This is a genomic window from Protofrankia sp. Cr1, from assembly GCF_963555865.1.
Classification (GTDB): Bacteria; Actinomycetota; Actinomycetes; order Frankiales; family Frankiaceae; genus Protofrankia.
In genome coordinates this window covers 1,969-13,483 of record NZ_CAUVXO010000111.1, presented here as the reverse complement: position 1 = coordinate 13,483, position 11,515 = coordinate 1,969, and the positions used below count along the sequence as shown (strand labels likewise).

Sequence of the window (11,515 nt, the reverse complement as noted above, 5' to 3'; positions counted from 1 at the left end):
ACGCCGTGCTGTTCGCCGAGGAGGAGGCGACCCTCGGGCGGTCCGTGGACAAGCGGCGCCGGGAGTTCACCACCGCCCGGGTATGCGCCCACCGCGCGCTCGCCACGCTCGGCCTACCGCCGGCGCCGATCCTGCCAGGTCCCCGACGCGAGCCGCAATGGCCCGCCGGAGTCGTCGGCAGTATCACGCACTGTGCGGGATATCGCGCGGCTGCCGTGGCCTGGTCTACCGATGTCGTCACGATCGGTATCGATGCGGAACCCAACGCGGTTGTCCCGCCGGGCGTCCTGGACCATGTCGCCCTGGCCGAGGAACACGCCTGGCTCGGTCCACTGCAGGCGCACCACCCCGAGGTGTGCTGGGACAGGCTGCTCTTCAGCGCCAAGGAGTCGGTCTACAAGGCGTGGTTTCCCCTTGCCGGGCGCTGGCTCGGCTTTGACGACGCGGTCATCACGGTCGAGCCGTCCACCGGTACCTTCTCCGCCCGGCTGCTGGTGGCGGGACCGATCGTCGCCGGTTGCGAGCTGACCGGGTTCACGGGTCGTTGGATGCTCGGCAGGGGTCTGCTCATCACGGCGATCACGCTGCCTGCGATCACAGCGCCGTCCATCACAGGGCCTGCGGTCACAGGGCCTGCGGTCACAGGGCCGGAACTCTGACGGCGGAGACGACGTCAACGAGTTCCGCCCGGGTCGGTAGGTCCGCGGGTCGCGTCGGGCGCCATCCCGAGGCGAGCAGTTCTGCCACCCGTGGTTCCACCGCACGCAGGTCCTCCGGTGCATCGACCAGGTGCATGTGGCGGAACACCGCGCGTGCCACCACCGGGTCGGCAGCGGCGGCGGCGAGCACCATGAACCGCGGCATGGCAGCCGGGCTCGGCGGGCTCATGGCCGGAATGGCGGGAATGTCCGAAACAGTTTCGTTCACGGCGGCACGCCAGACTACCGAACGCGACCGATCCAGTGACCGGGCGTCGTCGAACCACGACCGCAGCTCGTCATGGACCCAGGCGTCAACACGTTCACGCCACAGCTCGGGATCCGCCGGGTTCTCCGCGACCGCCCGGGCGAGGGTGAGAGCGTGCGCCACGGCCAACGACGTGCCCCGACCGAAATGCGGGTTGGTGCTGCAGACAACGTCGCCGATCGCGTGCACGCCCGGTGGCGTGGCCGGGCCCAGCGGCCGGAACACGTTGCGCAGCCCGTTCATGACCATGATGTCCGAGATCGGCTCGGCGACCGCGGGGTCGGTCCAGGCCGCGCCGAAGGGAACCACGCGCACGGCTGCGTCGAAGACGGGCACTGTGCGCAGGCCCGCCAACGCGCTGTCCTCCGGCAGATGCACGAACGTGACGGTGAAGGTCCCGGCGTCCTGGGGGAAGACCAGGAACGAGTAGCCGTCACCCTCCTCGACCCCGATCACTCCACGGTTGACCGGACCTGGCGCCCGCCCCGACCGCAGCAGGTATCGCCGTGACCGGTACACCTCGTTAGCCGGCTCGTCGAAGGTCTCCTGGGCGAGCATCGCCGCGGTGAGGGCACTGCGCCGGCCGCCGCAGTCGACGACAAGATCCGCCGAATGCAGGCCGCCGTCATCAAGGCGTACTCCGTTGACCGCACCCCCGAACACCTCGATCGCCCGGGCGGTCCCGATGTGGATGGAGACCCTCGGCTCGGCCTCGACCAGCCGGCGCAGCACCCACTCGAACGTGCTGCGCCGGCACAGGAAGGAACTCAGCCCGTCGGGCAGGGCGACGTCCACCGCGCCGGCGCCGCGCAGCGCCGCCACGACGTCGGGCAGAGCGGTCAGCAGTTCGGAGCAGCCACGCGCGAGGAAGGCATGCGGCTGGTGCAGCTGCGCGACCCCGGTCCGTTTCCAGGCCGCAGCCGCATCAACCTGCGCAGGCACAGGTGTCTCGTCCCGCTCGAGGAGCGTGACCGCATGCCCTTCCCGCGCGAGCGCGAGCGCGAGGGTCATCCCCGCCGGCCCGGCGCCGCACACGACAACCCGCAGCCGTCGTGCGGGTCCCCTTCCCGATCCCAGCCACGATGCCATCCCAATCCCCTCTCGGTGTCGTGTGTCCGCGTCGTGCCTCCGCGTCGTGCCCCGTGTCGTGCCTCCCCGTCGCTCAGCTCCGCGCTACCGGACTCCGCGCTACCGGGATGCCTGATCACCGCCGCCGAACACGGCGCGCAGATGGTCCTCAAGGGCACCCGTGAGGATCGGCCTGGTCCGGAAGCCCACGTGCCCGTCCGGGCGGATCAGGTAGGCGCACGGTCCGGTGGGCGCGTAGGCCGAGCGGAACGTCCGGCCGGTGTCATAGACGACGGGCAGGTCGACGCCCGGCGACGACGTGGCATCCAGATCCCGGACGAGATAGATGTCGACCAGCCCGGGAAACTGTTGCCGCATCGCGCCGGCCATCTTCTCGTAGCCACGCAGGTCTTCCTCGGTCGTGGACGCGTCCACGTAGATCAGCAACGTGTGCACGGTGCCGTGGGTCAGCTCGAACAGGCGCATCGGATGCCCGACACCGCGACGGGTCAGACCGTGCACGTCGGGCGCGCGGTCCCCGGCCGCCGGGGACCGTTCGGGCGCCTCCCAACCCAGTGCCTCGCCGACCCCCGGGGTGCCGTGGTAACTCAAGGTCATCTGCATCTCGTCGAGGAACTGCGCCTTTTCGTCGGCGTTGTCCATCTCGTCGGTGAACGCCACCCGCACGGCGCGGTCCATGACCGCCCGGCCGGCTGGGCGGCGCTCGGCCTCGTAGGTGTCGAGCAGCCCGGGCCCGGCGTGCCCGCTCACGGCGAGCGCGAGCTTCCAGCCGAGGTTGTAGGCGTCCTGGATCCCGGTGTTCATGCCCTGACCGCCTGCGGGCGGGTGCAGATGCGCGGCGTCGCCCGCGACGAAGGCCCGACCGACCCGGTAGCGGTCGACGATCCCGTGACTGATCCGGAAGATCGACGACCAGCGGAGGTTGCTTCCGGTGGTGCCGGCCGGTGCCAGCCGGTCGAGCGCGACCTGAAAGTCGGCCAACGTCGGCGGTTCGTACTCCTTGGTGAAACCCGGCGGCACCTCGGTGCGGGCAGCCTCCGCCATGATCCGCGGCGGCGCCATGGTCGCCATCCGGTATCGGCCCTTGCCGCGCAGCGGGACGCACACCAGCATCCCGTCGAGCTCACCGTCGGTCATGTGCATGAACCGCAGCAGGTATCCCTGCGGCATCGCCCAGTCGACGTCGAAGTCGGCCAGCATGAACAGCTGCGGGAACCGACCGGCCCCGGCGTTGAAGGACAGATCCAGTTCCCTGCGGACGACGCTGTGCGCGCCGTCGCAGCCGACGATGTACCTCGCGCGCACCGTCTCCTGCGTACCGTCGGCGCCGGACAGCGCTGCGCTCACGCCCGAGGCGTCCTGGGTGAGACCGCGCAGTGCGACGCCCCGTTCGATCGATCCGCCCAGCGTGCGCAGACGGTCGGTGAGGATCCGTTCCGTGTCGTACTGGGGCAGCCCGAGGTGGGCATACGGGAGCTCCGGGAGGTTCCATTCGACCCGGTGCGTCTGACGTCCGTTGATCATAACGATCTGGCCGTTGAACCAGATACCGGCGTCGACGGCCGCGCGGACGACGCCCATGTCCTCCCAGATCTCCATGGTTCGGCAGTGGACGCCGATGGCTTTGTCCGCCTGACTCGGCGGCTCGGTGCTCTTCTCCACCAGCCGGAACGAAACCCCGCGGCGGGCGAGCTCCACGGCCAGGGTCAGGCCGGTCGGTCCCGCACCGACCACCAGCACGTCGATGCTCGTGCGGGCCTCTCGCCGCCCGCTGACCGGCACCGGTGCGGCCCCGGTGCCGATGACAGTGCCGATGACAGTGGCGCTGGCGCTGGCGCTGGCGGTGCCGGTGCCGGTGGGCGGGGACGCGGACGGTTCCAGCTCCGCCACCGGGTCCGGCGGCCGGGCCGCGATCGTGAAGATACGGCGGGAGAACCCCCGGTTGAGGTACGGAATCAGCCTGGTGGTCCGGTCGGTATGACGCGGATCCTGTACCCAGGCGAGGAACGCGGCCTTCGACGCCCACTCGGCGAGCAGGTGGTAGGTGGGCGTTCCGGGCTCGTGCAGAAGCTCTTCACGGATGTGGCCGGGGACACCGCGCATGGCCGCGGCCACATCGAGGAAGGCCTGTTCGAAGATGTCCTCGTCACCCGCGGGTACGGTCGTGGTGACCAGGATGCGCACGGCCGATCCCCGGCCCGACAGGGTGTGTAGAACCTGGTAGGTGTGGCGGTCCGCATCATCGCGCAGCTCCCGCAACGCCGTGGTGACATGGTCGCGTCGCGGGCCGCGTCCGAAGGCGTCCAGTGCCGCCCGAGTCTCCCAGTCCGCGACGATCACATATTCGCCGGGAAGGTCCCGATCACGCATGAGGTCCTGGCGGATGTTGCCGGGCACCGTGCTGATGACCTCAGCCGCTTTCCGCCAGGCGTTTTCAAACTCATGTTCGCGGCCGGCGGTGGCACGCATCCGCAGCAGCGTACGTACCGTCTCGGTCTCGCTGAGTCCGGTCGCGGGGCCGCCTGCCCTCTCGGGGTTGGTCATCGCTGCTTGTCCTCCGGTACTTTTCGAGTCAAAGGGGACACGCCAGAAGGCGAGCCTGGATGCTGATCGATCTCAGGGAAATCGATCTCAGGGCAACGGCGTAGGACGAGCGAGGCGTTGAATCCGTCGAACCCGCGCGCGTTGACCATCGCGGTGAACACCGGTGTCGGGGTCACCTCGGACACGAAGTTGAGCCGGCACCCCTGGGCCGGAGCGCGGGTGCCCGCGGTCGGCGGAAGAAGATCATGACGCATGGCCAGCAGCGCGGTAGCCGCATCCAGCGCCGCTCCACCCTGATAAAGCCGTCCCACCAGGGGTTTCTGGGTGGTGACCGCCGGCGATGCAGGTCCAAATGCCGCCCACATGGCAGCGCATTCGTCCCGGTCGGCGGCAGGGACGCCAAGTGCGTCCGGGAAGACGACATCGACGTCGCCCGGACGCACGCCGGCCCGCCGCAGGGCGGTGGTCATCGCACGCGCGTACTGCTCCACGTCGCCTCCGCTCCCCCGCCGCGGCGGCCGGGGTCGCCCGTCGAACGTCGCGGCGGCACCGGCGATCTCCCCGTAGATGACGGGCGCGCCGCGAGCCAGCGCATGGTCGAGATCCTCGATGACCAGGACGGCGCCCCCTTCCCCGGGCACGTAACCGTCCGCATCCAGATCGAACGGACAGTAGGCCCGCGCCGGGTCGGTCCGGGCGGTCATCGCGTGGTTGTGCTGCTGGCAGGTGAGCGCATACGGCGACAGCGGGGCCTCGGTCCCGCCCGCGAGCACGACCGGGGTCCCGCGGCGGACCAGCCGCGCCGCGTGGGCGAGGCTGTCCAGGCCCCCGGCGCTCTCGGACACCAGCACCATCGACGGCCCCTTCATGCCATACATGATCGACAGCTGGCCGACCGTGGCCGCATAGAACCAGGCGATCGACTGATAGGCGCCAACCGTGTGCGACGGTGAGCTCCACAGCCGCTGGAGCTCACGCTGGCCAAAGGCGTTCCCCCCCGAACCGCTCGCGAGTGCCACCGACATCTCGTACGGATCGAGGGCCGCCGGATCGATCTCGGCATCGGCGAGTGCCTGGCCGGCCGCGCAGAAAGCCAGCTGCGTCCAACGGTCGGTCTGCACGATGAACCGACTGGGCATGTGATCGGCAGCCTCGAATCCGGGCACCTCGCCGGCGAGGGTGGTGTCGTATCGGGACGGGTCGAACCCGCCGATGCGTCCGATCCGACTTTCACCGGACAGCGCCGTCTTCCAGTAGGTGTCCGTGCCGATGCCGCTCGCGCAGACGATCCCGATGCCGGTGACAACCGCGCGTGGTTCTCTCGGCCGGCCCGTCACCGCCCGGCCTCCTGCGGCCGAGCGAAGATCATGGCGGACTGAAATCCGCCAAAACCGCTGCCGACCGACAGCGCCACGTCGACCCGTTGCTCCCGCGCCGTGTTGGGCGTGTAGTCCAGGTCGCATTCGGGATCACGGTTCGCCCAGTTCGCCGTGGGCGGCACAACGCCGTGCTCGATGGCCAGCGCGCAGGCGGCCATCTCGATGGCGCCGATCGCGCCGAGCGAATGGCCGACCATGGACTTGATCGAGCTGATCGGTACCCGGTAGGCATGGTCGCCGAGGGCGCGCTTGAAGGCGGCGCTCTCGTGCCGGTCGTTCTGTTTCGTCCCGGAACCATGCGCGTTGATGTAGGAGACGTCCGTCGCAGCCAACCGCCCCTGGGTCAACGCGTCACCGATGGCGACCGCCATCTCGGCGCCGTCAGGCCGCAGGCCTGTCATGTGAAAGGCGTTTCCCCGGGTGGCGAACCCGGCGACCTCGCAGTAGATGTGAGCGCCCCGGCGCAGCGCGCGTCCCATCTCCTCCAGGACGACGACGGCGCCGCCCTCCCCCAGGATGAAGCCCTGCCTGTCCCGGTCGAAGGGGCGGGAGGCGTGCGCGGGGTCGGAATCATCCGGCGACGTCGCCCTGATCGCGTCGAACGAGGCGAGCGTGACCGGCGAGATCGGGGAATCCGAGGCGCCGGCTATCATGACATCGGCCTCCCCGTCCATGACGAGCTGGTAGCCGTACCCGATGGCGTCGATCCCGGACGTACAACCGGTCGAGACGACCTGCGCGGGGCCGTGTGTCTCGAACCTGGCCGCAACATCGGCCGCCAGGCTGCTCGGCATCAGCGCCTGATAGAGGAACGGGGCCGCATAGTCGGGATCCACCAGCCACTCCCGGCCGGTGTCGCTGGCCACGACGTATTCGGTTTCCAACGCCGTGGTGCCGCCGACCGCCGTACCCATCGCGACACCGGTCGCGTTAGCGGTGTCCTCGTCGAACACGATCCCACTGTCGGTGACCGCCTCCGCGGCGGCGGCGAGGGCGAACTGGATGTACCGGTCGGACCGTCGTGTCTGCCTGGGGGACAGACCGGCCGCCACCGGATCGAAATCGCATTCGGCCGCGACCCGGGAGCGAAACGGCGAGGGGTCGAAAAACGTGATGCGGCGGGTGGCGGTGCGCCCTTCGGTCACGGTCGACCAGAATGCCGTCCGGGTCGCCCCTCCCGGTGCCACCACACCCACGCCGGTCACGGCCACGCGTCGCGAAGCGATCATCACGAGGCCACCGGGTCGCCGGCTGCGCTCTGGACAGCTGGACTCTGGATAGCTGGACTCTCGGTGTCGACGTGCCCGAGTTCGGGACGAGGGGCGAGCGGACCGAGGTGAAAAACCACCGACGCCGGTTCGGACCCGGTGTTGCGCAGCCGGTGGCGCATACCGACCGGGATGTAGAGCCCCTCGCCGGGTGCGACGACCGCAGGCTCGTCGTCGCAATCAACGGTAATCACCCCGTGCGTAACACACAGGAACTCTTCGCTGTATGGATGGTAATGTTCGGCGATCGTCTCGCCCGGCAGAAGCGTCGCCACGCCCATGAAGCCGGACGTACTGCCTACGGTTCGCGGGCCGAGCAGCACCCGCAGCTCCCCGCCGCGGCGCCGATCTGCCGGCACGTCGCGAGCGGCCACATGTCCCCAGCAGGATGTGACAGCCATACTCCTAACTCCCCTCTCGCTCGTCATGCACGGGTGTCGCGGGCCATACCGGCCACACCGGGCGTACCCGGTGCCCCGGCCCCGGCCCCGGCCGGATCAAGCTCCCCGGCTGCCAGCCGTTCGAGCTTGCCTCGGATGACCTCCATCTGGATCACAGAATTGATGTTGATCCGGACGGTCATCGCCTCATCGTCGACGGGTGCGTCCGGGCGCATGGCGAAGTCCTGTACCCACGTCATCCGGACACCGCCGTCGACTTCCTCGTAGGACCAGTGGATGTTCATGTACCGGAAGGGGCCGGGCTCGACCCGATGCGCGCGTACCTCCCGGCGCTCGTGGTCAACCGTCCGCTCACTCACCCATGACCAGACCCGCCCGTCGGCGTCCGGATGCATGACCAGCCGGAAACGCACGGTGTCAGCCTGGCATTCCGCGTCACTCCGCTGTTCCAGAATCTCCACCGAGGCATACTCCGTGAAGAGGTCCGGCCAGTTCTCGACATCGTTCGTGGCGGCCCAGACGACGCCGAATGGAGCGGCTATGAACACTGAGTTCTCGGTGTGTCCCGACATTACCGGGAGACCTCCTCGAAGGATTCGTTGACGATAGCGGAGATCTCGTTCACGGTCATCGTGACGGCGTGGTCGGGAATCTCGACTCCGAATCTCTCCACGATCACCGCCTGCAGCTCGAGCACTGCCAGAGAGTCGATTTCGAGATCCTGGAGAGAAACATCCGGGTTTCCGGCGAGAATACCGGGGTCCACACCGGCCTTCGTAACGAGGATCTCCGAGATCTGGGCCGGTGTCACCACGGTCCGGGTATTTCCGCCGGTCGCCGTGCCGCCCGTTCTTTCGGCGTGTTCGGCGCTTGCCGTGTTTTCTGTGTTTTCTGTGTTTTCTGTGCTCATCGCCGTGTCCTTTTCAGTCCGCGACCAGGCGTTCGACCAGGCCGGTCGAATACTGGCCCTTTCGGAACTCGGTGTCAGCCAGTACCTGTTTGATGAAGGGGATGGTGGTGACCACGCCGGGACCGGCGATGTCGAACTCGGCCAGAGCGCGTTCGGCCCGGCCCAGCGCCTCAGCCCGGCTGGGTGCCCAGACCGACACCTTGGCCAGCAGCGAGTCGTAATGCGGGCTGACCCGGTATCCGGGGTAGCCGTGGGTATCGACCCGGACGAACGGGCCGGCCGGTGGTGTGAACCGTTCAAGCAGGCCCGGAGCGGGAACGAACCCGCGATCGGGGTCCTCGGTGTTCACCCGGCACTCGACCGCGACGCCGCGCGCGACGACGTCCTCCTGCCGTAGCCGCAGCGGGGTACCGGACGCGACATACAGCTGCTCGTGAACAAGATCGCATCCCGTCACCATCTCGGTAACCGGATGTTCGACCTGAATACGGCTGTTTATCTCTATGAAGTAGTGGGCCTGGTCCTCGTCAACCAGAAACTCGACCGTTCCGAGGCCGGTGAAACCGACCGAGAGCGCCCCGCGTACGGCGTCCCGGCACATTTCGGCCACCCGGTCGGGGTCGAGTTCGGGCGCGGGCGCCTCCTCGACCAGCTTCTGGTGGCGGCGCTGTACCGAGCAGTCACGAGTGCCGAGGTGGATACCTCCACCCTGCGCGTCGCAGAGTATCTGTACTTCGACGTGGCGGGCCCGCTCAAGAAAGCGTTCGACATAGATCCGGTCGTCGCCGAACACGGCCCGCGCCGCGGCGCGCGTCCGCGTGTAGGCCCGGGACAGTTCCGCGGCCGACCATACAACGGTCATACCGCGACCACCACCGCCGGCAACGGCCTTGATGATGACGGGGTAACCGACGGCGTCGGCTATATCGCGGACGTCGGCTGCGCTGCGGGCGGCCTCCGCGCTGCCGGTGAGCAGGGGCAGGCCAGCCTGGCGCATCAGCGTCCGCGCCACGCTTTTGTCTCCGAGCGACGCCATCACAGCCGGCGGGGAACCGATGAAAACCAGACCGTTCTCCGCGCAGATCTCGGCGAAATCCGGATCCTCGGACAGAAATCCGTAACCGGGATGGATGGCATCGGCCTCCGTCATCTTAGCCGCTTCTATGATGGCGGCGACATTGCAGTAGCTGCGCCGTGGCGGCGGCGGCCCGATACACACGGCCTGGTCGGCGTATCGCCGGACGACGGAATCGGCGTCCGCGGTCGAATAGACGGCGACTGTCCGGACGCCGAGCTCACGGCATGCCCGGGCGACCCGCAACGCGATCTCGCCTCGGTTCGCGATGAGAATTTTCTGAAACAATTCTACATCCCTCCGCGGGAAAAAGGCCGGGGGCCCCTCGGGGCCGCCGGGCGAGGCGGTTGTGCGATCGTGCCTTACCCGGCGGTCCGTCAGTGGTGCGGCGTGATTTCAACGAGAACCTGGCTGAACTCGACCGCTTCCCCGTTCTCGACGCAGATCCGGGCCACCGTTCCGCCGGTATCCGCGGTCACCGGATTCAGTAGTTTCATCGCCTCGATGATGCCGATGGTCGCGCCGGCCTCGATGACCTTCCCCACCGCGATGTAGGGTTCCGCCCCTGGCTCGGGGGCGTGGTAGAAGGTCCCGACGAGCGGGGCGGAGACGACGACGGTGTTCCCGGAGCCAACGTCCCCGGAGCCAACGTCCCCGGAACCGGCAACCCCGGAGCCAACGTCCCCGGAGCCAACGTCCCCGGAGCCGGCAGCCCGGGAGCCTGCAGCGCCGGCGGGTACGAGCGCCGGAACGAGCGCCGCGGCCGGATCCAGCTGGGCCGGTACGGCCGCAGCGAGCGCGACCGGCGACCATTCGACCTCGATGATCACATCTCCGGAACAGACCCGGATGCGGCCCAGGCGCCCCGGTAGTTCATCGGCCAGCCGCCTGGCATACTCGTGCAGACACCCCAGAACGTGCTGGCGCTGATCGGTCGCGCTGCCCGGCCTCATGCGGCCGTCTCCTCCTGGCGCGGCCGCAGCCGCGGTTCGGCTGAGCCCGGAGATGGCGTGGACGCGGCCGGGGTCGTCACGGCGGCCTGGCCGAAACGGCGGAAGCGCCCACGCCGAGCGTTGACCAGTTCGGCCGCCGGCACCGACAGCAGAGGCCGCAGCGTTTCCACCACCGCGGCCCGCAGCAGGTCCGCGGCGGCACCATGATCCGCCTGTGCCCCCCCGAGCGGCTCCGGCACCACCGCGTCGACGATGCCCAGGCGCAACAACGACGGGGCGGTGAGACCGAGCGCACGCGCCGCCTGGGCGGCAGCATGGGCATCGTTCCACAGGATCGCCGAGCACGCCTCCGGGCTGATGACCGAAAAGACACCGTTCTCCGCCACAAGAACGCGGTCCGCGACGGCCAGCGCGAGCGCGCCGCCGCTGCCACCCTCACCAGTGATCACAGCAATGATCGGGGTCGGGAAGGCCGACATCCGCTGGATGGCGTGCGCGATCGCGGACGCCTGCCCCCTCTCCTCAGCCTCGCGCCCGGGGTAGGCGCCGGGGGTGTCGATCAGGGTGACCACGGGCAGCCCGAGCCGGGCCGCGAGCGACATCACCCGCATGGCCTTGCGGTAGCCCTCGGGCTGCGGCATGCCGAAGTTGTTCGCGATGAGATCCGCGGTCGAGTGCCCCTTCTGCGTCCCGACAACCGCCACGGCGAGTCCGTCGATCTCCGCCAGACCCGCGACCACCGCGCGGCAGTCACCATAGAGGCGGTCTCCCCGCAGTTCGACAAAAGCGTCGAAGGAACGGGCGAGATAATCCTGGACGGTCGGGCGGGCCGTGTCGCGGGCGAGTCGTACGGTCTCCCATGGGTCGCGCTGGACCAACCGCTCCGGGTCGGTGATGACCACGCTCACCGGTCCGCCCACCGGTCCGCCC

11 protein-coding genes are annotated in these 11,515 nt (G+C 69.0%); 1 reads left to right on the top strand and 10 read right to left on the bottom strand.

Annotation, left to right across the window (positions count from 1 at the left end; genetic code table 11):
* A partial coding sequence (locus tag U9980_RS11560; protein ID WP_322767915.1) for a 4'-phosphopantetheinyl transferase family protein occupies positions 1 to 659 on the top strand: 659 nt, incomplete at its 5' end.
* Here U9980_RS11560 and U9980_RS11555 read toward each other — a convergent pair.
* From U9980_RS11555 to accA, 10 genes are all read right to left on the bottom strand, one after another.
* Complete coding sequence (locus U9980_RS11555; RefSeq protein ID WP_322767914.1) at positions 640 to 2,055, bottom strand: NAD(P)/FAD-dependent oxidoreductase; 1,416 nt, start codon at positions 2,053 to 2,055, stop codon at positions 640 to 642. The genes U9980_RS11560 and U9980_RS11555 overlap by 20 nt on opposite strands.
* 99 nt (positions 2,056 to 2,154) lie before the next feature.
* Positions 2,155 to 4,599, bottom strand: coding sequence for an FAD-dependent monooxygenase (locus tag U9980_RS11550; protein WP_322767913.1), 2,445 nt, complete (start codon positions 4,597 to 4,599; stop codon positions 2,155 to 2,157).
* Positions 4,596 to 5,936 carry a beta-ketoacyl synthase N-terminal-like domain-containing protein gene (locus U9980_RS11545; RefSeq protein WP_322767912.1) on the bottom strand — a complete coding sequence of 447 codons (1,341 nt, stop codon included), beginning with the start codon at positions 5,934 to 5,936 and terminating at the stop codon, positions 4,596 to 4,598. The genes U9980_RS11550 and U9980_RS11545 overlap by 4 nt, the downstream gene beginning before the upstream one ends.
* Complete coding sequence (locus U9980_RS11540) at positions 5,933 to 7,207, bottom strand: beta-ketoacyl-[acyl-carrier-protein] synthase family protein (protein WP_322767911.1); 1,275 nt, start codon at positions 7,205 to 7,207, stop codon at positions 5,933 to 5,935. The genes U9980_RS11545 and U9980_RS11540 overlap by 4 nt, the downstream gene beginning before the upstream one ends.
* Complete coding sequence (locus U9980_RS11535) at positions 7,207 to 7,647, bottom strand: cupin domain-containing protein (RefSeq protein ID WP_322749647.1); 441 nt, start codon at positions 7,645 to 7,647, stop codon at positions 7,207 to 7,209. Before U9980_RS11535 ends, U9980_RS11540 begins: the two co-directional genes overlap by 1 nt.
* A 23-nt stretch (positions 7,648 to 7,670) precedes the next feature.
* Positions 7,671 to 8,219 (bottom strand): SRPBCC family protein, encoded by a 549-nt coding sequence (locus tag U9980_RS11530; protein ID WP_322767910.1) that lies wholly within the window; start codon positions 8,217 to 8,219, stop codon positions 7,671 to 7,673.
* Positions 8,219 to 8,557: an acyl carrier protein gene (locus tag U9980_RS11525; protein ID WP_322767909.1), complete on the bottom strand. Its 339-nt coding sequence runs from the start codon at positions 8,555 to 8,557 to the stop codon at positions 8,219 to 8,221. The genes U9980_RS11530 and U9980_RS11525 overlap by 1 nt, the downstream gene beginning before the upstream one ends.
* Before the next feature lie 13 nt (positions 8,558 to 8,570).
* The gene (locus tag U9980_RS11520; RefSeq protein WP_322767908.1) at positions 8,571 to 9,920 is read right to left on the bottom strand and encodes an acetyl-CoA carboxylase biotin carboxylase subunit; all 1,350 of its coding nucleotides are present in this window, start codon (positions 9,918 to 9,920) and stop codon (positions 8,571 to 8,573) included.
* An 89-nt stretch (positions 9,921 to 10,009) separates the two neighbouring features.
* Positions 10,010 to 10,585, bottom strand: coding sequence for an acetyl-CoA carboxylase biotin carboxyl carrier protein (locus U9980_RS11515; protein WP_322767907.1), 576 nt, complete (start codon positions 10,583 to 10,585; stop codon positions 10,010 to 10,012).
* Positions 10,582 to 11,515 (bottom strand): carboxyltransferase subunit alpha (gene accA / locus U9980_RS11510; protein WP_322767906.1); only part of this gene is annotated, 934 nt, incomplete at its 5' end. The genes U9980_RS11515 and accA, both read right to left, overlap by 4 nt.

Excerpts from the sequence above, each read along its gene's own strand:
- U9980_RS11555 (WP_322767914.1), bottom strand. The coding sequence starts at position 2,055 with ATGGCATCGTGGCTGGGATCGGGAAGGGGACCCGCACGACGGCTGCGG.
- U9980_RS11550 (WP_322767913.1), bottom strand. The coding sequence starts at position 4,599 with ATGACCAACCCCGAGAGGGCAGGCGGCCCCGCGACCGGACTCAGCGAG.
- U9980_RS11540 (WP_322767911.1), bottom strand. The coding sequence starts at position 7,207 with ATGATCGCTTCGCGACGCGTGGCCGTGACCGGCGTGGGTGTGGTGGCA.
- U9980_RS11535 (WP_322749647.1), bottom strand. The coding sequence starts at position 7,647 with ATGGCTGTCACATCCTGCTGGGGACATGTGGCCGCTCGCGACGTGCCG.
- U9980_RS11530 (WP_322767910.1), bottom strand. The coding sequence starts at position 8,219 with ATGTCGGGACACACCGAGAACTCAGTGTTCATAGCCGCTCCATTCGGC.
- U9980_RS11525 (WP_322767909.1), bottom strand. The coding sequence starts at position 8,557 with ATGAGCACAGAAAACACAGAAAACACAGAAAACACGGCAAGCGCCGAA.
- U9980_RS11515 (WP_322767907.1), bottom strand. The coding sequence starts at position 10,585 with ATGAGGCCGGGCAGCGCGACCGATCAGCGCCAGCACGTTCTGGGGTGT.